General features: G+C 67.0%; 14 protein-coding genes and 3 pseudogenes. 6 read left to right on the top strand and 11 right to left on the bottom strand.

What is annotated here, in order from left to right; genetic code table 11:
* The 4 genes from JVH1_RS19570 to JVH1_RS19555 form a co-directional block, all read right to left on the bottom strand.
* The gene (locus JVH1_RS19570) at window positions 1-912 is read right to left on the bottom strand and encodes a xanthine dehydrogenase family protein subunit M (protein WP_009476491.1); all 912 of its coding nucleotides are present in this window, start codon (window positions 910-912) and stop codon (window positions 1-3) included.
* 76 nt (window positions 913-988) lie between these two features.
* Window positions 989-2,416 (bottom strand): uracil-xanthine permease family protein, encoded by a 1,428-nt coding sequence (locus tag JVH1_RS19565; protein ID WP_043780154.1) that lies wholly within the window; start codon window positions 2,414-2,416, stop codon window positions 989-991.
* A gap of 164 nt (window positions 2,417-2,580) precedes the next feature.
* Window positions 2,581-4,284: a PucR family transcriptional regulator gene (locus JVH1_RS19560; RefSeq protein ID WP_009476494.1), complete on the bottom strand. Its 1,704-nt coding sequence runs from the start codon at window positions 4,282-4,284 to the stop codon at window positions 2,581-2,583.
* Between the two features lie 91 nt (window positions 4,285-4,375).
* Window positions 4,376-5,479, bottom strand: a complete 1,104-nt coding sequence (locus JVH1_RS19555) for an XdhC family protein (protein WP_009476495.1) — start codon at window positions 5,477-5,479, stop codon at window positions 4,376-4,378.
* Between the two features lie 182 nt (window positions 5,480-5,661).
* Here JVH1_RS19555 and JVH1_RS19550 point away from each other — a divergent pair, with 182 nt between their 5' ends.
* Window positions 5,662-6,849, top strand: coding sequence for a CaiB/BaiF CoA-transferase family protein (locus JVH1_RS19550; RefSeq protein WP_009476496.1), 1,188 nt, complete (start codon window positions 5,662-5,664; stop codon window positions 6,847-6,849).
* Between the two features lie 23 nt (window positions 6,850-6,872).
* Here the strand turns inward: JVH1_RS19550 and JVH1_RS19545 are convergent, their stop codons facing one another.
* Window positions 6,873-8,234, bottom strand: coding sequence for an amidase (locus JVH1_RS19545; protein WP_009476497.1), 1,362 nt, complete (start codon window positions 8,232-8,234; stop codon window positions 6,873-6,875).
* A 142-nt stretch (window positions 8,235-8,376) separates the two neighbouring features.
* On the opposite strand from JVH1_RS19545, the gene JVH1_RS19540 reads away from it, so the two are divergent.
* Complete coding sequence (locus JVH1_RS19540) at window positions 8,377-9,549, top strand: MFS transporter (RefSeq protein ID WP_009476498.1); 1,173 nt, start codon at window positions 8,377-8,379, stop codon at window positions 9,547-9,549.
* A 48-nt stretch (window positions 9,550-9,597) separates the two neighbouring features.
* On the opposite strand, the gene JVH1_RS19535 is transcribed toward JVH1_RS19540, so the two are convergent.
* From JVH1_RS19535 to JVH1_RS19520, 4 genes are all read right to left on the bottom strand, one after another.
* Window positions 9,598-10,443, bottom strand: a complete 846-nt coding sequence (locus JVH1_RS19535) for a hypothetical protein (RefSeq protein WP_009476499.1) — start codon at window positions 10,441-10,443, stop codon at window positions 9,598-9,600.
* 135 nt (window positions 10,444-10,578) lie between these two features.
* Window positions 10,579-12,018: a proline--tRNA ligase gene (proS, locus tag JVH1_RS19530; protein WP_043780156.1), complete on the bottom strand. Its 1,440-nt coding sequence runs from the start codon at window positions 12,016-12,018 to the stop codon at window positions 10,579-10,581.
* A gap of 220 nt (window positions 12,019-12,238) precedes the next feature.
* Complete coding sequence (locus tag JVH1_RS19525; protein ID WP_009476501.1) at window positions 12,239-12,946, bottom strand: class F sortase; 708 nt, start codon at window positions 12,944-12,946, stop codon at window positions 12,239-12,241.
* The gene (locus JVH1_RS19520) at window positions 12,943-14,196 is read right to left on the bottom strand and encodes an ice-binding family protein (RefSeq protein WP_083849794.1); all 1,254 of its coding nucleotides are present in this window, start codon (window positions 14,194-14,196) and stop codon (window positions 12,943-12,945) included. Before JVH1_RS19520 ends, JVH1_RS19525 begins: the two co-directional genes overlap by 4 nt.
* A gap of 790 nt (window positions 14,197-14,986) precedes the next feature.
* Between JVH1_RS19520 and JVH1_RS19515 the strand changes: the two genes are divergently transcribed.
* Both JVH1_RS19515 and JVH1_RS19510 read left to right on the top strand, forming a co-directional pair.
* Window positions 14,987-15,250 carry a hypothetical protein gene (locus tag JVH1_RS19515; protein ID WP_016884814.1) on the top strand — a complete coding sequence of 88 codons (264 nt, stop codon included), beginning with the start codon at window positions 14,987-14,989 and terminating at the stop codon, window positions 15,248-15,250.
* A 282-nt stretch (window positions 15,251-15,532) separates the two neighbouring features.
* Window positions 15,533-16,102: pseudogene (locus tag JVH1_RS19510) on the top strand (TetR/AcrR family transcriptional regulator); the annotation flags it as partial.
* A gap of 272 nt (window positions 16,103-16,374) precedes the next feature.
* Here the strand turns inward: JVH1_RS19510 and JVH1_RS19505 are convergent.
* Both JVH1_RS19505 and JVH1_RS19500 read right to left on the bottom strand, forming a co-directional pair.
* Window positions 16,375-17,211: pseudogene (locus JVH1_RS19505) on the bottom strand (formate/nitrite transporter family protein).
* A 177-nt stretch (window positions 17,212-17,388) separates the two neighbouring features.
* Entirely contained in the window at window positions 17,389-17,616 is a 228-nt protein-coding gene (locus JVH1_RS19500) for a M24 family metallopeptidase (RefSeq protein ID WP_009476507.1), read from the bottom strand.
* A gap of 38 nt (window positions 17,617-17,654) precedes the next feature.
* Between JVH1_RS19500 and JVH1_RS19495 the strand changes: the two are divergent.
* Window positions 17,655-18,082: pseudogene (locus JVH1_RS19495) on the top strand (hypothetical protein).
* 344 nt (window positions 18,083-18,426) lie between these two features.
* Window positions 18,427-20,466, top strand: a complete 2,040-nt coding sequence (locus JVH1_RS19490; RefSeq protein WP_009476509.1) for a TerD family protein — start codon at window positions 18,427-18,429, stop codon at window positions 20,464-20,466.
* Window positions 20,467-20,626: the final 160 nt, after the last annotated feature.

Below are 20,626 nucleotides of genomic sequence, written 5' to 3'. Positions count from 1 at the left end.
TCACCTTCCTCCCGCCGACGCGTGCACGGCGGCACCGTCGAGCACTGCATCCTGCGCGGCCGCGAATCCGACCCGGGCGGTCAGCGCCGCCACCAGCTGCGACCGGTACCGCGCCGTGGCGTGGATGTCGGGCTCGGTGTCGATTCGCTCCCGCGCGAACTCGGACAGATTCCGCCACAACGGGTCCCGGTCGTCCGTTGCGGACGCACCCCGCAGCACGTCCGTGTAGTCGACGACCTCACCGAGCTCGCCGGCCGACACGTACGTCATCCGAGCCGCCGCGACCGCACCGCCTTCGACCCGCACCTGCGCCGCGACCCCGACGAGTGCGTAGTCGCCGTGCCGTCGGGCGATCTCGTCGATCGCCGTCCCGACACCGGGCTCGGCGGCCGGGACGGTGACACTCGTGGCGATCTCGTCCGCCTCGAGCGTCGTCTCGAGCGGCCCGGCGAACAGGTCGGTCGAGCGGATCTCCCGGACCCCGCGCACGGAACGCACGGTGACCGAGCCGCCGAGCAGCGCGAGCACGGCCGGCATCTCGGCGGACGGGTCGGCGTGGACGATCGAGCCGACCGTCGTGCCGCGGTTACGGATGGTCGGGTGCGCGACGAGACGCAGTCCGCGGCCGATCAGCGGCTGCACCTGGGTGGCGCCGCGGTCGGCTTCGAGCACCGAGTGGGTGGTCAGTGCGTCGAACGTGACACCGAGCTCGCGTGACGACGACACCGCGTCCAGCCGGGGGATCGATCCGATGTCGACGAGGTGCGCCGGCGCGGCCAGCCGCATGGAGAGCAACGGGATCAGCGACTGCCCGCCCGCGAGCACCTTTCCCTCGTGAGCCACGTCCGCGAGGATCTGACAGGCCTCGTCGATCGACCGAGGTCGGTGATAAGTCAGTGGCGACGGTTTCATTCCTCAGATCCTGCCCGTATCGTACGCTCGACGTTTCGTGAACTAGTGACAAAACTCACGTCCCCCCGATGGCAGATCACGTGAGCTGACCGACCCGATCCGGGGCCGTTCCGTCGTCCGCGGTGGGCTTCGGGGCGTGACCGCCGGCCCCCGCGTCGTGGGCGTCCTTCGGGGCGATGACCCGGCACAGGTGGTACATGCCGATCACCACGATCGTGCCGAGCGCGATGCCGCTGAGGGAGAAACTGTCCGTGAAGGTCAGCTCGGTGTCACCGATCGCGATGATCAGGCCGGCGGCGATGGGCATCAGGTTGAGCGGGTTGCCGAAGTCGACGCCGTTCTCCTTCCAGATCTTCGCGCCGAGCAGGCCGATGATCCCGTAGAGCACCACCGTGATTCCGCCGAGCACACCACCGGGGGTCGCGGAGATGACGGCACCGAACTTGGGGGAGAAGCCCAGCAGCATCGCGATGACGCCTGCCGCGGCGTACGCGGCGGTCGAGTACACCTTCGTCGCGGCCATGACGCCGATGTTCTCGGCGTACGTCGTCGTGGGGGATCCGCCGACGCTGGTCGCGATTGTCGTGGCAAGGCCGTCGCCGATCAGGGCGCGTCCCATCATCGGGTCGAGGTCGGTCTTGGTGATCTCGGCGACGGCCTTGACGTGTCCTGCGTTCTCCGCGATCAGGGCGATCACACCGGGCAGCACGAGGACGATGAACGTGAGGCTGAACGACGGCGCGTGGATGCCCACGATGCCGTTCGCCTCGTCGGAGAACGGCGGAAGTCCGATCCACGACGCGGAGGAGACGCCGTCCCAGTTGACGCGGAAGTGCTCGGTGACTCCGCCTGCGACCGGGTCGTACGACGTGATCATGCCGGTCGTCAGGTCGAGCACCCACGACAGCACGTATCCGAAGAGCAGCGTCAGGAAGATCGCGACCCGTCCGAGGAATCCGCGGAGCGCGACGCTCGCCACCACCAGCACGACCATCACCGTCAGCGCGACCCACTGGTCCTGCGGCCAGTACGTTCCGGCCACGACCGGGGCCAGGTTGAACCCGATCAGCATGACGACGGCGCCGGTGACCACGGGCGGCAGGATCTTGAACACCACCCCGCCGCCGAGAAAGTGGATCAGCACGCCGATCCCGGCGAGCACGAGACCCGATACCAGGATCGCCCCGGTCACCTGCGCGGAGGTGCCGCCCTGGGCGCGGATGGCGGCGATGCCGCCGACGAACGCGGCCGACGTCCCCAGGTAGCTGGGAATCCGGCCCTTGACGACCAACAGGAAGAAGAGGGTGCAGAAACCCGACAACATTACGGCCAGTTGAGGATTGAGTCCCATGATGATCGGGAAGACGAACGTGGCCCCGAACATCGAGACCACGTGCTGCCCGCCGAGCCCGATCGTGCGACCCCAGCTGAGCCGTTCGCTCGGGGCGACGACCTCCCCGGGCGCGATGGTCTTGCCATCTCCGTGCAGTGTCCAGATAGGCATAGGGGGACCTTTCAGACAGGTGACGGTGCAGGAGTGCCGCCGGCCAGCTTCGATGATGTGCCGCATGTCACAGTTGCACCTCGATAGGAGGGAAACGTTATTACAGCGTCAGCCACCCGGCGTGAGAAGAATCTGCCAGTGCGTGCCCGGCGAAATTGGCAACTTTAGGAATTGATGCCGCGCATCGCCATGATCTTGAGGGCGAGCGACAGGTCGAGGCGCAATTCGGGGTGATCGGTGAACGACCCGAGCATCTTCTCCAGCTTTACCACCCGGTACCGCAGGGTGTTGTAGTGAAAGTGGAGTTGACGTGCGGTTTCGGCGATGTTGATGTTGGTGGCGAGCAGCACCTCGAGGGTGCGCCGCATGTCCTGCGCCTCGGGTGTGTCGGCCGTCAGTTCGCGGAGGGTCTCGGAGGCGAACGACTCCAGTTCCCGGTCGTCCTCGACGAGGCTCAGCAGCCGGTAGACACCGAGATCGTCGAAATGTGTCACGGCCCAGGCGCCGGTGATCTGCCGTCCCACCTTCAGCGCGGTCCGGGCCTGGCCGTAGAGGGCCGGGATGCCGTCCACCGAGTCCGTCGGCCGGGACACGCCCACCCCGAAGGGCCTGCGCCCACCGCCGCCGTCGCCGCGCACGTACGCGACGAGTTCGTGGACGAGGTTCATCGTGTCGGTGCCGACCCCCATCAGGATCACCGTCTCCGTCGCCAGCGCAGTGACCGCGGCACCGGTGTCACGGCCCGCGACGGCACTCGTGAATGCCCGCGCCTGTCGCTCGACGAGCGGCATCCGGGTAGGCATCGACGGCTCGTCCGCACCGACCGGATCGGGTTGGATCACCACGACGACCACGGGACGGTCCAGGTCCCAGCCGAACGTCTTGGCGTGCGCGACGACGTGCTCGTGTTCGCCGCCGCGGCCGAGCAGCAGGTCCCGCACGAAGTTCGCGCGATGCTTCTCCTCCACCGAGGACACGACCAGTTCACGGGCGACCACCAGGGCGCACACCGCCGCCGCCTGCTCGACGAGATACAGGTCTTCGCTGCGCAGCGGGTGCCCGGTGCTGAAGTGCACCAGCCGCCCGTGATCGATGCCGTTGGCCGAAATCGCTGAGACGGCGATGAACTCGTCGCCCAGCCGGTGCAGGCCGAGCCCGCCCTCCGTCGAATCGGTGCGGACCCGCCCGGTGGAGTCGAGCGCCGCACTCGACGCCAGCCGGTTCAGCTCGGACGGATCCCCGGCCCGGCACAACTGACGTCCGTCGGGTGTCGTGATCAGCACGGCCCCGCCCAGTTCGCCGTGGACGGCGACGGCGAGTTCGGCGAACCCTCCACCGGCCATCACGACGTCGACGAGCACTCTCCGCAGCCGGTCCGCCTCGAACACGGCGTCGACCTGCCGGGCCGACAACTCCGCGAGCGCACCCGCCAGCGGGTGTGTCTGCGAGTACAGGTCCGCGACCACGACGACGGGTAGCCCGAGTTCGTCGGCCGCATCGGACATCTCGGCCGGCAGCGTCGCGGCGGGGTCGTCGAGGCGGACGGCGAGCCCGCAGACGCCCCGCCTGTCGAGCCGGGCGAGAAACGCGTCGATCGGCTCGGCCAGTCGGTTGAGAACCGCGGACGTGGTGATCAGCAACTGTCCGGTCCGGAGCCACGGTCCGATGTCCGGCACCGCCATCACGGCCACGTTCGAGACCTCACGCGAGGTGCCGGTTTCGCCGGCGACGAGGGTCGGGGAGACGAGGAGATCGGACACCAGCACGTCGGCGAACGATTGCGGCGCAACGTCCCGACCAGGCCTGTCGCCGATGTCGGCGGCTGCGCGGAACCCGGGAGCGGAACTACCGACATCCCTCGCCGTCACTGCAACACCCTGCTCACCTGATCCGATACTCGCCCCGGATGGCGCGAAAGTGTGACCTTAAGTCTCGACCCGAATACCCGTCAAACGATGGTCACACGGTGCACTCGAGCGGACGGCCGGTCCCGGCCGGTGCGTCACGGTGAATCGGACCGCTCAGCTGCTGGAGCTCGAGCCCGGTGGTGCCCCGGGTCGTCTTCATCATCTCGGCGAGGATCGACACCGCGGTCTCCTCGGGAGTGCGGGCACCCAGGTCGAGGCCGATCGGGGAATGCAGCCGCGCCAGCTCCGCCGTGGTCGTCCCCTGTTCCCGCAGCCGCGCGACCCGGCGCTCGTGCGTGGCCCGGCTGCCCATCGCGCCGATGTACGCGGCGTCCGATCGCAGGGCAAGCTCCAGCAGTGGGATGTCGAATTTTTCGTCGTGGGTGAGCACCGCGAGGACCGTCCGGTGGTCGACCGGCGCGGTCTCGAGGAACCGGTGCGGCCACATCACGACGACGTCGTCGGCGTCCGGGAACCGGGCGCGCGTCGCGAACACGGCGCGGGCGTCGATCACCGTGACGTGGTAGCCGGCGAACGCGCCGAGCGTGCACATGGCCGCCGCGAAGTCGATGGCCCCGAAGATGTACATCCGCGGTGGGGGCGCGAAGATCTCGACCATGCACACCGTCTCGGACTGCAGCTGATACACCAGCGACTCACCGGCGTCGAGACGACGGCGGACATTCGCGACGTCGGTCTCGGGCAGGTCGAGCTCGCCCGCGGGCCCGTCCCCGGTGATCACGCAGCGCCGGGTCCGTGATCCGTCGCCCGCCTCCGTCACGACGGCGATCGACTCACCGCCGCGGATCCGTCGCGCCACATCCGCGAAGTCGGGGAAGTCGTTGTGCCCGATGCGCTGAACGAACACCTCGATGGTGCCGCCGCACGTCAGACCGACACCGATCGCGTCGTCGTCCGCCACGCAGAACACCTCGGTCCGGCTCCGTCCGTCGGCCAGCACGTCCCGCGCCGTCTCGTACAGCGCGCTCTCGACGCACCCACCGGACACACTCCCGAGCACCTCACCGGATTGCGACACGGCCATCGCCGCGCCCGGTGCCCGCGGAGACGACTTCCAGGTGCGCACCACCGTGGCGAGGGCGAAGTTCTCGCCGCGGTCGAACCACGCTTCCAGGCCCGTCAGGATGTCGCGCATCGTCTCGTACTCCTCGGGTGATTCGTCGGGACCCTCACGCTAACCGGAGGCGACCGGCCGACGCGGCACACAATGCGCCGAAATCCCCAGCGGCCGCTTGTGCATTCTCGCCATCGCTATCGATCGGCGGCTCCGCAATTCTCGGACGGTCCCCCTCCTTCACAGAGAACCGAGGATCCACCATGAATCAGTTGCTCCGCGGAATCCGGGTCCTCGACCTCACGCGGGCCCTCGCCGGTCCGCTGTGCACGGCACTGCTGTCCGATTTCGGCGCTGACATCATCAAGGTCGAGACCCGTTCCGGTGGCGACAGTTCCCGTCAGTGGCCGCCGTTCGACGGCAGCGACAGCCTGTACTTCGCCTCCGTCAACCGCGGCAAACGGTCCGTCGCGCTCGACATGCGCAGCGAGCAGGGCCGGAAACTGCTGCGCCGCATGGCCGTCGACGTGGACGTCATCGTCGAGAACTTCCGTCCCGGCGTCCTCGCGGACATGGGGCTCGATCAGGAGTCGCTCGCCGAAGACAATCCCGGCGTGATCGTCATGAGTGTCAGCGGTTTCGGCCCGACCGGACCCGAGCAGTTCTCGCCGGGACTCGATCAGGTGGCGCAGGGCATGTCGGGTCTGATGTCGGTGACCGGCGCGGGCGACCACACGCCGATGCGCGTCGGCGTCCCGATCATCGATACGGTGTCCGGTATCTATGCGGCACTGGGCATCACGGCGGCGCTCGTGTCGCGGGGCAGTGACGGCGCCGGTCATCACGTGCAGACGTCGCTGCTCGAATCGGCCCTGTCGATCATGTCGTTCCAGGCGCAGAACTACCTGAGCACCGGTCGCGTCGCGGAGCCGAACGGCAACGCGCACCCGACGATCACGCCGTACGGCACGTTCGACACGGCCGATTTTCCCATCATCATCGCGACCGGCTCGGATCGGCACTGGGAGTCGCTGTGCCAGGTTCTCGGGGATCCCGACCTCGCCGACCGGCCCGAATACCGCACCGGCCAGTCACGACTCGCGCACCGCGATCGGCTCACCAAGGAACTCCTCGAACTGCTGTCCGTGCGGCCGGCCGCCGAATGGGTGACGGCGATTCGCGCGGCGGGTATCCCGTGCGGTCCCGTCCACACGATCGATCAGGCCTTCGCCGACCCTCAGGTGCAGGCGCTGAAGATGGTGCAGCCGGTGGCCACACCTGACGGCGGTGAAGTGCCGCTGGTGCGTGGTCCGTTCTGGGTGGACGACGAGACCCTGCCCATCCGGAATGCGCCGCCGATGGTGCTGGGACAGGACACGGCCGAGGTGCTCGGTGAATTCGGGCTGAGCGACGAAGACATCGCGGGCCTGCGGCGAGACCGGGTGATCTGACACCCGCGTCGGCCGTGGTCGCCTCACAACCGGGCGGCCACGGCCAACGCCACGTGCTCGCACCACGGGCGCGCGACGACCTGCACGCCGATCGGCAACCCGGACCGGGTGCTTCCCACCGGAACGACGACGGACGGCAGACCCGTCACACTGATCGCGCGGCAACTCGCCAGGGCCTGAGACCACGTGAGCGAGTGCCCACCGACGTCGAACAGTTCCTCGCCCAGAGGCGGCGCCGGGATGGAGGCGACGGGAAGGACGAGCACGTCGCCCATCTCGCCGAGCAATCGGTGGACGAGTTCCGCTCGCTGCGCCCACAGCCGCTCGACCAGGCGCCGGTCCACGTCCCGCGCGTCGGCGAGCATCGTGGCGATGTTCGTTCCGAAGTCGGTGCCGAGTTCTTCGATGTCGGTGTGGGTTTCGACCGAACGCAACGTCCCGAACAGCTCGTTCCCCTCCGACAGCGCCGCCCCCCGGTACGGTCGGGCGCCGAGCCGTCCGGCGGCGCCCGCGACGGCCGCAAAAATCTCCTCGTCGACCGGGACGGTACCGTCACCGGGCGCCCACGTGATGTCGAGACCCGGGAGGTCCACCGAAGCCGGGTCCGTCCAGCGATACTGCCGACACGAGAGCACCCGCAGCACGAGCGCCACGTCGTCCAGGGTCCGCGCCATCGGGCCGATCGTCTGCAGTGTGCCGTGCATGGTCGCCGGATTGGTCAACAAGTGATCGCCCGACGGGACGCCGGGATACTGTCCGTCGGGGTCCACCCGGCCGATCGTCGGGCGCACGGACCGCAGTCCCGTGCAGTGGGCGGGCCAGCGGACCGAGCCGCCGAAGTCGGTGCCGAGACCGACGACACTCATCCCGGACGCGATCGCTGCCGCCTCGCCGCCACTCGAACCGCCGGGGGAGCGGGCGACACCGTCGGGCCGCAGCGGGTTCACGGTGTACCCGAACAGGTCGTTGTGTGTCAGGCCGCTGGCCCCGAACTCCGGGGTGTTCGTCTTCCCGACGAGAATCGCGCCTGCCGCCCTCATCGCGGCCACCGCGGGCGCGTCGACAGAAGGCACGTTGTGCTCGAGCGCGCGAGAGCCCGCCGTCGTCCGGACACCTGCGGTCGCGATCAGGTCCTTCACGGTGAACGGGACCCCGGCCAGCGGACCGACGTCCTCCCCTCGGCCGATCCGGGTGTCGAGGTCGTCGGCGGCCCGGATCGCCTGATCCTCCGCGACGGTGACGACGGCGTTCAGCTCCGGGTTCCGGGCCTTGATGTGCGCCAGGTGGTCGTCGAGCACCTCGCTCGCGGACACCTCCCGGTTCGTCACCGCGCGGGCGATCGTCTGCGCGTCCGAGCCGACCCAGCTGCCGTCGTTACCCCACACATGTCCTCCTCGGCTCGTGCTCAGGGGTCGACGCTAGACACCCCCACACCCGCCGCACACGGCCAGTGTGCACAGGAAACCGTCGCCCGAGCTGTGAAGAGTTGATACTTCGCCGCTCTACGGGCTCTGGGAGGATCAGGTGATGCTTTCGCCCTGGGTCCGCCTCGCCGCCGCGCTGTTCGCGGTCAGCTGGGGTGCCAACCAGTTCGCCCCGATGCAGCTCGTCTACCGCGAACATCTCGGTCTCGGCAACGGCTCGTTCACCGCGATACTCGCGTCGTACGTCGTCGGGCTGGTACCCGCCCTGCTGTACTTCGGGCGCGTGTCCGACCGGTACGGCCGGCGCGCGGTGATCCGCCCGATGATCCCCGTCGGCATCGTCTCCTCCCTCGTCCTCATCGCGGGCGCCGCCGTCCCCGACCTGCTCTACCTGGGCCGGGTGCTGGCCGGACTCGCCTCCGGCATGGCGTTCGGCGCCGGAACCGCCTGGATGAAAGAACTCAGCTCCACCGCGCCCGCCGGGGCGGGTGCACGCCGCGCCGCCGTGTCGTTGTCCGCGGGATTCGGCTGCGGAGCCCTGTTCGCCGGCGTGATCGCGCAGTGGCTCCCCGCCCCCGAACTGCTCCCGTACCTGGCCCACATCGCGTTGATGCTCGGGGCCCTGGCGCTGGTGTGGGCAGTGCCCGACGTGCGGGCCCGGGCGACCGACCTCACCGCCACACCCCTGTCGGCGGTGGCGACACCCCAGTTCCGGTGGGGCATCGCGCCCTGGGCACCGTGGGTGTTCGGTGTGGCGACCATGTCGTTCGCGACCCTTCCGCCGCTCGTCTCCGAGTCGCTGCGGTCCACGTCGGTGGCCTTCACCGGGCTCGTCGCGGCGCTGACCCTGATCACCGGGGCGATGATCCAGCCGTGGGCCAGCCGGTGGTCGCAGCAGGACGACGCCGCCGGGATCCGGGTCGGCATCACCCTCGGGGTGCTGGGCTTCGGCGCCGCGACCGTGGTCGCATACACGGACGGCGCGCTGTCCGTCGCCGCGATCGTCGTCGCGGCCTTCCTCCTCGGATCCTGCTACGGCATCCTGCTCGGATCCGGTCTGGCGTCCGTCGAAAGACTGGCACCGGCAGACGAACTCGCACAGACCGTGGCGGTGTTCTACTGCCTGATTTACGTCGGCTTCACCGTCCCGTTCGTCATCTCACTACTCGCCCCGCACGTCGGTTACGCCGCCTGCTTCGTGGGGGCGGCACTGCTGATGCTGCTGTCCGTGGCAGTGGGCCGGAAGGTGAAGGACCGGCACCTCACCCACACGTGAGTGGCGAAGCGTGCCCTGGCACGCTTCGCCACTCACCTACGGAGGGTCCTACCGTTCGGTCGCGCCGCACTCGCCGCATGCGGGCACCAGCGCCTCACTGCGCGGCTGCGGCGCACCGGCCCGCGACCGCACCGGGAGCAGCGGCGGCCACGGCCAGTGCTGGCCGAGGCGGCCCCGCGCACGCAGGAAGCCGAGACCGAGCACGAGCCCGAAGATCAGGTGCCCGATCAGCGACAACGTGATCGTCGTCGGCGTGAGCGGGAACATGTCGTGCTGTCCGTGTGGCGACAGGGCGACCGTTCCGATGAGCCCGGCCCACACCGGGAACACCGCGAAGGTGACGAACGCGAGGATGACGACGCGGCGCGACCGATGCTGGAGGCCGAGTGCGAGGGCGACGAGGAAGAAGGCGATTCCGATGCCGCCGCCGTCACCGAGATACCGCCACAGGTAGCCGACGATCGCGCCGGTCCGGGTGTCGGTTCCCGAGTGCAGCCACGTCCCCATTTTCGGAATGAAGTCGCCCCACAGCCCGAGCAGATACACGGTGTCGAGGCGGAAGACGTCGTAGGCCAGACACGCGAACATGCCCCAGCCGAGGCCGTGGCCGACGATGCGGTCGATCGGGTGCGGAGCGAACACGCACAACACGGCGAGGGTGGCGGCGAGCGGAATGATCACCAGCGCACCGGTGGCATTCATCGGCACGACGCCGAACACCTGCGCCGAGATCGCGAGCAGCGGCAGGGAGGCGAGCAGCAGATACAGGCCGATCCGGGCGAAGGCCCAGTGGTGACGGACCGCCTTCCGGACGGATTCGACGGCGGGCAACGCCACGCCCGGCGGATCGTGTTCGTGGACGTCGGGGACGGTGGTGCCGAGGATGCGGGGCATGCGACGGATTCCTTTCGATCGAGGGACTTCTCTCTCCGAGTGGTCGGTTTTCGAGATCCCCAGCGTCCGACGAGTGCCCGGCATTCGAATAGTCCCCCGAGGGGTGGTGATAGCCACCCCTGTACGTGCGTCCCGTCAGTAGGCGCGCCCGAAGATCACCCGCTTGCCATACGCCGACGCCGCGCCGCATCGCACGCACACACCTGTCTCCGGTTCGCCGCCGAGGGGAACACATCGCGGGGTGGCAGCGGTGAGGGACTTGATCTCCTCCTCGCACGCGGCAATCCCGCAGTGCAGGGCCAGTGCCCACCCGGTCGACACCGCGTCCTCGAAATCCGTCCAGTTGTCGACGGTTCGGGCGTGGCCGTCACGGAACGCGGTGGCGCGAGCGAGCAGGAAGGCCTGAAAGTCGTCCAGGACCCCGGGCATGGCCTCGGGCAGGGAGTCGATCGGCACGGCCTGCTTACCGTCGTCGCCGAGTCGTTTCACCATCATCACGGTGCCGTCCTCCAGATCTCGCGGGCCGAGCTCGAGCCGGACCGGGACGCCGCGCATCTCCCATTCGTTGTATTTGAAACCCGGGGTGAGGTGGGGGCGGGCATCGACATGGGTCCGTACCCCCACCGACCGCAGGCGGTGAGCCAACTCGTCGGCCGCGCCCTCGACCGCGACGTTGCCGCCGCGGGTGATCGGCACGATCACCACCTGGTGGGGCGCCAACCGCGGCGGGAACACCAGGCCCTTGTCGTCGCCGTGCGTCATGACGATGCCACCGATCATCCGGGTGCTCATCCCCCAGGACGTGGTGTGACACAACTCCTCTCGTCCAGTCTCGCTGGTGAACCGTATGTCGAACGCCGACGCGAACTTGGTGCCCATGTAATGCGAGGTGCCGGACTGCAGCGCACGACCGTCCCGCATCATGCCCTCGATCGTGTAGGTCGCCACCGCACCCGCGAACCGTTCGCCGGGTGTCTTCTCACCCGGGACGACCGGGATCGCGGCCAACTCACGCGCCACCTCGTGGTAGATGTCCAGCGCCAGCATCGTCTCGCGGCGGGCGGACGCCTCGTCGACGTGCGCGGTGTGACCCTCCTGCCACAGAAACTCTGTGGTGCGCAGAAACATTCGCGGCCGTAGCTCCCACCGCACCACATTCGCCCATTGATTCAACAGCAGTGGCAGGTCGCGGTGCGAGCTGATCCACTTGGCCATCATCTCGCCGATGATCGTCTCCGACGTCGGCCGCACCACCAACGGCTCCTCGAGAACCTTCCCGCCGGCATGGGTGACCACCGCCAGTTCCGGGGAGAACCCTTCGACGTGTTCGGCCTCCCGGCCCAGGTAACTCTCCGGAATCAGCAACGGGAAGTATGCGTTCTCGTGACCGGTGTCCTTGATGCGACGATCCAGCTCCGACTGCAACAGCTCCCACAGCCGGTACCCGTACGGCCGGATCACCATGGTGCCCTTGGCCGGACCTCGATCCACCAGGTCCGCCTTGAAGACCACCTCGTTGTACCAGGCAGCGAAGTCCTCACTCTGGGCTGTCACACCACGCTCATCCCGTGCCATGCCCAGACAGACTACTCGGGAGGCGCATGCCACGGTCGGTCCTGGGGCACCCGGCCGCCGGCCGCCCGGGCTGCGGCGACAAGATTGATCGACTACATCTCGACGTGCCGAGAACCTGCGCGGGGTCGTACCCCACAGTCTCGTCGAGTCCACAGCATGCCTCCACAACCGACCACGGTGGGCCGAATACTCACCTCCCGTGAACTTCCCGGTTGCCAGATCATTTCTGGCCGGCAGCGGCCGGAGCTTCCCCGCTGTCTGTATCAACCAGAGAGGTGTAGGCCACGATGTTGGACAGGTAGCTACGGGCGTCCGCGTCGTACTCTCCCCCACAGGTGACCAGTTGCAGCGTTTCATCACCGTGAGAGCCGTACACCTCCTCGGCCGGGAACTCCGTCTTCGGATACGTCTCCACCCTGGTGACCGCGAAATGAGCGATGGTGCCGTCGGCCAAGCTCACCTCGATCGAATCTCCCGCCTCGAGGTCTTTCAATCGGTAGAACACCGCCGGACCCTCATAGGAATCGACGTGCCCCAGGATCACTGCCGAACCCAGCTGGCCCGGAGCCGGCCCGAACTTGTACCACCCCGGCTTGTCGAAATCGGCGGGCACCTCGACTGTTTCGTCGGGATTGAGACCAAGAGTGATGAGTGTTTCGTCCACCCCCAGTGCAGGGATCCGCAACGCGACCGGTGCCGGGCCGGACGCCCCGTCGGAGGGCGCCGCCACGGTGTCGGTCACGGATGGCTGTCCGAGCTGGGGATCTCCCGACTCCTGATAGCTGCGCAGGGCGAGGACAGCCGTCGCGATGAGTATCAGGACCGCTGCCACCACCCACCAGCGTTTCACCCTGCCCATCGCCCCCTCGAGCCCTGGCCACTCGGGGCCCGGGACGGGCTCGGGGTATTCGGGGCTCGGGTCGCTCATCGCTGCCTCCTGCGCAGTCGGGCCCCCTGGCCTGCCGCTATGCCCGATCCGGCCAGGGCCAGACCTGCGAGGGAGCGGAGAACGTTGTCATCTGAGTGGGGAGTGGTGCCGCCAGCCCCCGTTTCCGGATGCCCCTTGGGGATGATGTATCCGTTGCCACCGGGGCCGCCCTTGCCTCCGCCGCCGGGTCCGCCTTGTTCGCCGGGTCCGCCTTGCTCACCCGGGCCACCTTGCTCACCCGGGCCACCTTGTTCTCCGGGTCCGCCCTGCTCACCAGGTCCACCAGGACCGCCGGGGGGAGCGGGGGGAGCCGGAGGAGCCGGAGGAGCGGGGGGAGCTGGAGGGCCGGGGGGTGCCGGCGGGCCCGGAGGAGCGGGAGGGCCGGGAATTCCGGGGACACCGGGGATGCCGGGGACACCGGGGATGCCTCCGCCGGGGGGGATCGGAATGGGGATGGGAATCGGAATGGGAATCGGAATGATGGGACCGTTGGTGACGGTCGTAGTAGTGGTGGTCGGCGGTGCCGTGGTCGTGGTTGTCGTGGTCGGCGGCGGTGTCGTCGTGGACGTCGGCGGCGGCGTGACGCAGTTGGGCCGGGTGATGGTGTTGGTGTCCAGAGTGACTGCGCCGTTGCGTGCCAAGACGCGTCCGTTCACGGTGGTGCCGGTCTGCACCGAGATCGAGGTCAACGCCATGATGGTTCCGACGAAGGTGGTGTTGGTCCCCAGGGTCGCTGAGCTACCCACCTGCCAGAACACGTTGCACGGGGAGGCCCCGTTGATGAGAGCGACCGTGCTGCCCGACGCGGTGATCAACGTGGACCCGGCCTGAAAAATAAACACCGAGTTGGGATCACCCTGCGCATCGAGGGTGACGGTGCCGGTCAGTCCCATCGGGCCGGCCGTGTTGTAGGTGCCATCGACCAGAGTCAGGCCACCGAGATCGGGGGGCGCCGCCGCGGTGGCCGGCCGGCCGGCCGCATCGTTGTATGCCGTCGTCAGATCGGATTGAGCCTGCAGCGCAACGGCATCGGCAACGTGTTGCGTGCCGTTGATCACCGTTCCCGGCGGAAAGCCGGTGACCGCGCTGCCCGGACTGACACCCAGGTCCCCGGAGATGATCGACGGGCCGGTGTTGGTGACCGTTTGGCCCGCCAATATCGCGAAGGAGTTGGCTGTCCCCAGTCCGACCGGAGGATGAGCCGCTGACGCGACTCCACCGAAGACGATCACAGCCGTGGCGGTCGCCATGGCCGCCCCCGCCACAAACCAGCGACGCCGAGAACGCGCCTGGATCGAAGTGTGCACCGATGTCACGAATTTCCCCTCACCGTGGAGCGGTTGATGGCAGGAATCATTCGCAAACCACCCGGTATGTGTCAACGACCGGCGCGGTGTGTCGGTTATTAATTAATTTACGCCCGAATAGCGAATCCACGCCTTCGCGGGAATTCGTCGATTTGGAAACTGTCGGCCGAAGAGGTGTGACCGCCGCAGTTACGGAGAAAAGTACTGTTCTTCACAAGAACTAGAAGCGCGCGCCTGAGCAGGAGAACCCGGATCGGACCTGGCAGTGCGCGTTTCGCTTTCGGTTGGACGTACAGCAAGGTTCGCTTCTTTATGCTGGTTGGACGTACAGCAAGGTTCGCTAATTTATATGGGTTGGACGTTCGATAAGTTAGATTGAAATATTGTTACCAAGCTACATTGCATGCCATTTCATACCGGCGGTACGGTACCCGGCGTCAAAACAATTACAGAAACGGTGAGCGTCCCTTTTTTCGGGCCGATGTCACAATTCTCGTATTTGTTTATTTTTCTGGTAACAAGTTACATTGCGATCACGCGTGCTATCTTTCAATGTGTCAGCTTCAAGTTCCGTCCGCTCTGGTCGTAAATGTGGGCAACAGAATTTTTCCGATACTTCGCGTAACACTCAACATGTGCCTGCAAAGTCAGCCCTCCCGGACTGAACACGCGAGGGTGCGGCACCGAGGCCGCCGCTCTCGTCGAACAGCTACCTCATCGGTACGTCAAGGAGATGAAGATGGGCAACGAGCACTCCGCGGGAGCATCCGACACCGTGCTGCAGATCGCGGCGCCGGATTGTGATTCGGATCCGCTCTTCCCGAGTACTACAGCCGAGGCCGCTCCGGTCTCCGTCGGTGCGGCGAAACTCCCGCAGTTCTCCGCGCGCGTGGACCCGGAGTTGCTGCGGCAGGTGAAGATCGAAGTAGCCACCCGCGGGACGACTTTGCAGGCTGCGACGGCCGAAGCATTCAGGCTGTGGCTGTCGTCGAAGTAGCCCCGACCGGGACGTCCGATCTCGCCTTCGGCCCCGAGCCGCACAGATTCATCGGTACGGATCGTCTCGACGCCGGCAGGGCAATCTCGAGTATTTTCGAGCCTCGGCGATCGTGCACTGTTGCTCGGCGGCACCGCCAATGGGACACCGGGACGGACGCCCCAACACGATCGTCGCTGCAGCCGCAGCTGACCCTACGGTCCGACTGGGCACACCGTGACGTGGGACACGGTGGCGGTCCGATTCGTCTCCTCGAGAGGATCGAACGCATACGATCCGGGAATGCAAAGGCTTCCCGCTGATGCGCTGACCATCCGTAATGTGGCCGAGACCGCCGGGGTGTCACTCGGGGTGGTGCACTACCACTTCGAGCACAAGGAAGAGCTTCTCACCGAGTTGGGGCAGTGCCTGATCCTCGAGATCAGTGAGGCGATGCGCCTGGCCTTCAGTCAGCTGGTCGGTCCTCTGGAACTGCGCGGTATCGCGGGTCTTCGGGAACTCCTGGGGGCCGGAATTCGCGGCCTGTGGCCGATCATCGAAGCCAGTCCCGACCATCAGTTGCTGACCTACGAGATCACCGCGCAAGCCCTGCGCCAACGCGGGGCCGGCAATGACTCCCCCGGAGCAATCGCGGCCCACCAGTACCGCACCATGGACACCGAGGCCGTCGTGTTCCTCGACCTGTGTGCACACCGGGCCGGCGTCACCTGGAGCACTCCGGTCGACCAGATCGTGCGCTTCGCCCTGGCTGCGCTCGACGGAGTGGTACTGCGCTGGCTCGTCGACCGTGACAGCGGCGCCACCCTCACCGCACTCGACGACCTGGTCCAGATCATCGCCACGAAGGCCCGCCAGGATTGCTCACCTGAGCACCATCGCGAAACCGCAAGCGACCCCTCGTCACCGGACGGCAACCGCGGAGAGTCGAATTCGGATACGTCGGTCGGTCGGTGCGGGCCACACTGTTCGCGAGGGTTCACCGCCGCCTCGACGAAGCAAGGAATCGGTCCGTGCGTTCCTGAAACGCTCGCCGTGCCGGGATCCGTAGGTTATCGCGACCCGGCACAAAGCGAAGACACGTGCCGACGCAGCGGATGCCACGTCGGCACGTGTCGAAGCCCTCTTCAGAGTGTCTCGAACTCTGCTTCCCGGTCGGCAACACGGGTGCCGGAGGTGTGCCGGTGCGCGAGGTACAGGGCCAGGCCGGTGAATACCAGTCCGCCGACCATGTTGCCGAGCACGGTGGGGATTTCGTTCCAGATCAGGTAGTCGAGGAGTGTGAAGTCGCCACCGAGCAGCAGGCCTGAGGGGAACAGGAACATGTTGACGACGGAATGTTCGAATGCCATCGCGAAGAACAGCATGACGGGCATCCACATCGCGATCACTTTGCCGGGGACGTCGGTGGCGATCATCGCCCCGGCAACCCCGGTGGAGACCATCCAGTTGCACAGCACGCCGCGGACGAAGAGCGTCAACATGCCCGAGGCACCGTACTCGGCGTAACCGAGTGTGCGCGACTCGCCGAGATGTCCGATGGCCTAGCCGATCTGGTTGGGGTCGGCCGCAAATCCGTAGGTGAAGACGATCGCCATCATCACAGCGACGGTGAATGCGCCGAGGAAGTTGCCGAGGAACACCAGACCCCAGTTCCGGAGAACTCCGAACCCGGTCAATCCCGGCCGCTTGTCGAACCAGGCCATCGGGGCGAGCACGAATACACCGGTGAGGAGGTCGTAGCCGAGCAGATACAGAATGCAGAACCCGACCGGAAAGAGCAACGCACCAATGAGCGGTTGGCCTGTCTGCACGCCGACCGTGACCGCGAACACCGCGCCGAGTGCGAGTATCGCACCGCCCATGTAGGCGCGAATCACGGTGTCGCGTGTGGACATCAACACCTTGGACGCACCGGCGTCGATCATCGCCGTGACCAAGTCGGGTGGCTTGACGTAGGACAACGTGGCTCTCCTTGCGGGACAGTGCCGAGCCGGATGATTCGGCCTTCGAGCGGCCGTAGGAAGCACGCGTTGCCGCTCGGAACCCGACGATGGTCCGGGCAGTAACGATCCGCTCACGGGGACCGGGCCGCATGTGTGATGAACCAGGCTCGAAGGCGCACCGCCGGTGGACCTGCATCACGCCGACGCAGCGTGCCGTAGGTGTGCATGAAAGTAGTTGCAGCCGCGCTCCCACACCGACTCGAGAGCGTCGCGGAGTGCAATCTTGGCGGGTTCGTCACCGAGGACGTAGGTGCGATCGAAGTCCGCTTCCCAAGCCTCGAGGATCTGGCCGAAGTCGAGGAAGGTGATGTCGTCGGCAGCGATGGTGTGCTCCGGTGGCTGGTGCAGACTGACTGAGATCAAGCTGGCCGCACCGGCGAGGGCAGGAGAAAGGACGCCAGATGACCGCAGCGCATGCCGTCTCGATCGCGGTGACCTTCACCTGGCTGGGAATGGTGCTCGCGATCTCGTTCCTCGAAGCGCCGCTCAAGTTCCGCGGCACCCGGGGTGACGGTGCCCCTCGGATTGGGGATCGGCCGGCTCGTGTTCCGTGCGCTGAACGTCGCCGAGGTGGTCTGGGCGGCACTGCTCGTTGCCGGACTCCTCATCGACGGGCCGCCTACCCGAGTAGTGGTGGCAGGATCTGCGGCGGTCGCGGTGCTCGTGGTGCAACTGGTCGGTGTTCGCCCCCGGTTGACACGTCGATCCGACCGCGTCCTCGCCGGTGAAGACGTCCCCCGTTCTCACGCGCACTACGTCTATATCGGCCTGGAAAATCGTCAAGGTCATTGCGTTGCCAGCGACCGGGATTCTGTTGCTCGGCGTCTGACGCGGCGACCTGTGGTGGAGCCCTCCCGATAGCTCCGCGACTCTGCTCGACCGGGCTGGTCGCGTGCCGCAAGTGCTGAGCTTGCCCTTCCTGGATTACCGTCACCCCTGCTCACTTTGGTTTGTCTGCAATGTCATTCGCATAGACGACAGCGGGTTGCTGGGACAAGCCGGCACGATCGCGCTGTGCGGACACGCGGCGACACAATGTTTGCCAGGTGTTGTCCCTGAATGAAACGAACCGATTAGTATGCGCAGTTGATGCGACGGACGTCGGTAGTCGGCTCAGGCTCTGCCCGGCCCCGCAGGGTTGGTGCGGTTCCGGGTCGAACGAGGGTGGTTCCGGTGGAGTTTCCGATGCTGTCCAAGGGACAGAACATGTCTCTGCCCGCTGAGGTGGAGCAAATCGATGTGGTGCTCGGGTGGACCGAGTCGGAGGTCGAGGTCGATGCCTCCGCGCTGTTGTTGAACGCGGAGGGGAAAGTGCGCTCCGACGAGGATTTCGTGTTCTACAACCAGCCCGAATCGACAGACGGGTCGATCCGCTTCCTGGGTACGAGCGGCACCGAGGAAGGTGCGCAGGCGAGGATCGCCATCGACCTGTCCACTGTGCCGGAAGACGTGCACACCGTGGCCCTGGTCGGCAGTGTGGGCGAGGGCAGGTTCGGTGATCTCGGAAAGCTCGCTCTGCGTGTCGTCGACGGGGCCGGGTACACGTTGGCGGAGTACGTCACGGCCGATGCCACAACCGAGTCGGCGTTTGTGTTCGGCGAGGTGTACCGCCGGGGTGCCGAGTGGAAGATCCGGGCGGTCGGGCAGGGCTGGGAGTCCGGACTGGCAGGTTTGGCCACGGACTTCGGCGTCGACATCGACAACGAGCCGGATCTCGAACCCACCACCGGTGATGACTCATCCGGCCGTGCCGAACCCGCTTCGCCGCCGAACGGGTCCGCCGGCGACGCCCCGCAACTGGTGCCCGAACTGCCCACCCCACCCACCGCACCGGCGACACAGACGAAGGCGCGACCCCGGGGTGTCCGCACCGCCAAGCGGACGGTGAAAAAGTCGAAGCCGGTCGAATTCACCCTCGCCGAACAGGACACCTGGCAGCCGGCGCGGTTGTTCTCGGTCATCGGTGTCGGGACCGGGGAGGAACAGGAGCGGCGCGCTACCTCAGCCTTGATCGCCACCATGCAGGCGGTGCGCCCCTTCGCACGCGCGGTGTGCGCCCGGATGGGTGCCCCGGTCGGTGTCTTCGAAGGTTATGTCGAGGTGGCGTACGAGCGGGGTGAGACGAAGGTGATCCCTGACGCGGTGCTGAAGGTCTCCCGCGGCGCCAGGGTGTGGACCGGCCTGCTCGAGGTCAAGACCGGCAACGGCAAGCTCGAGAAGGAGCAGCTCGAGAACTATCTCGACGTGGCGCGGAAGAAGCAGTACGACGTGGTGGTCAGCCTGTCGAACGACGTCCCCGCCAGTGCCGGGGAGTTGCCGGTGGAGGTCGACCGTCGCAAGCTCGCCAAGGTCGCGCTGCGGCATTTGTCGTGGGCGGAGGTGGGGCACGAGGCACGGATGTTGCTCTCGCACGGCGGTATCGACGATGGCCTGCAGGCCTGGATGCTGGCCGAGTTCCTGCGCTACCTCGATCACCCCCGCTCCGGGGCGGCCGAGTTCGTCGACATGGGCCGGCACTGGGTGACCGTCCGCGACGCGGTCACCGCCGGTACCCTCCGCGCCGGCGACCAGAAGGCCGCCGCCGTGGCGGACACCTGGGTGTCCCTCTCCCGTCATCTCGCGCTGCGACTGACGGCCGAACTCGGTGTCACCGTCAAACACATCCTGCCCCGCCGGCACGGCAGCGACCCGGCGGCCCGCAATGCGGCGGTAGCCGAAAGGTTGGCCACCGACGGGGTGTTCGAAGCGGTGCTGCGGATCCCGGAGACCGCCGGCGATCTGGTGGTGATCGCGGATGTGCGGACCAACAAGATCCGCTGCCGCACCACCGTGGAGGCACCGAACGAGGGCACCTCCGGTCGTCGGCTGTCGTGGCTACTCAGGCAACTCAAGGACGTACCCGGCGACGTTCAGGTCGAAGCGGTGTTCTCCGAGCGCGGCAACGAAGCCTGCGAGCACCTCGACACGGTGCGAGCGGACCCGAAGGTACTGACCAATGGGCGATCCGGAGACATCGTCTCCTTCTCCCTCGAACAAGCCTTCCCGATGGGAGGCCGGCGGTCGGGCACCGCGGCGAGCTTCATCACCAGCGTGACGTCATCGACCGACGCGTTCTACGGCACGGTGGTTCAACAACTGCGGGAATGGGTGCCGGCAGCGCCGAAACAGAATGAACAGCCGAGGCCCGGCACCCAAGAATCCGAAGGCGAGTAGCCAGCGTGAATTACTCGCCACTTGGCCGACTCCGCCACAACCATCAATCTGGAGACGAAGTGACCTGACGGCGGCGCGCGGCATTCGGTTACGGGTACCAATATCTGGTTAACGCCGAGGAGTTGCTCAGAGCCAAGGGAGGTCGACAACGGACCCGGGC

The organism is Rhodococcus sp. JVH1 (assembly GCF_000280725.2).
In the GTDB taxonomy this organism is placed as follows: Bacteria; Actinomycetota; Actinomycetes; order Mycobacteriales; family Mycobacteriaceae; genus Rhodococcus_F; species Rhodococcus_F jostii_A.
Note: the sequence above shows the minus strand (reverse complement) of the source record. Positions and strands in the feature narration are given on the sequence as shown.

What these genes read in the sequence shown, in the direction of transcription:
- JVH1_RS19525 (WP_009476501.1), bottom strand. Translation starts at nt 12,946, where the DNA reads ATGAGCGACCCGAGCCCCGAATACCCCGAGCCCGTCCCGGGCCCCGAG.
- JVH1_RS19540 (WP_009476498.1), top strand. Translation starts at nt 8,377, where the DNA reads ATGCTTTCGCCCTGGGTCCGCCTCGCCGCCGCGCTGTTCGCGGTCAGC.
- proS (WP_043780156.1), bottom strand. Translation starts at nt 12,018, where the DNA reads ATGGCACGGGATGAGCGTGGTGTGACAGCCCAGAGTGAGGACTTCGCT.
- JVH1_RS19550 (WP_009476496.1), top strand. Translation starts at nt 5,662, where the DNA reads ATGAATCAGTTGCTCCGCGGAATCCGGGTCCTCGACCTCACGCGGGCC.
- JVH1_RS19555 (WP_009476495.1), bottom strand. Translation starts at nt 5,479, where the DNA reads ATGCGCGACATCCTGACGGGCCTGGAAGCGTGGTTCGACCGCGGCGAG.
- JVH1_RS19565 (WP_043780154.1), bottom strand. Translation starts at nt 2,416, where the DNA reads ATGCCTATCTGGACACTGCACGGAGATGGCAAGACCATCGCGCCCGGG.
- JVH1_RS19570 (WP_009476491.1), bottom strand. Translation starts at nt 912, where the DNA reads ATGAAACCGTCGCCACTGACTTATCACCGACCTCGGTCGATCGACGAG.
- JVH1_RS19520 (WP_083849794.1), bottom strand. Translation starts at nt 14,196, where the DNA reads ATGGCGACCGCCACGGCTGTGATCGTCTTCGGTGGAGTCGCGTCAGCG.
- JVH1_RS19515 (WP_016884814.1), top strand. Translation starts at nt 14,987, where the DNA reads ATGAAGATGGGCAACGAGCACTCCGCGGGAGCATCCGACACCGTGCTG.
- JVH1_RS19535 (WP_009476499.1), bottom strand. Translation starts at nt 10,443, where the DNA reads ATGCCCCGCATCCTCGGCACCACCGTCCCCGACGTCCACGAACACGAT.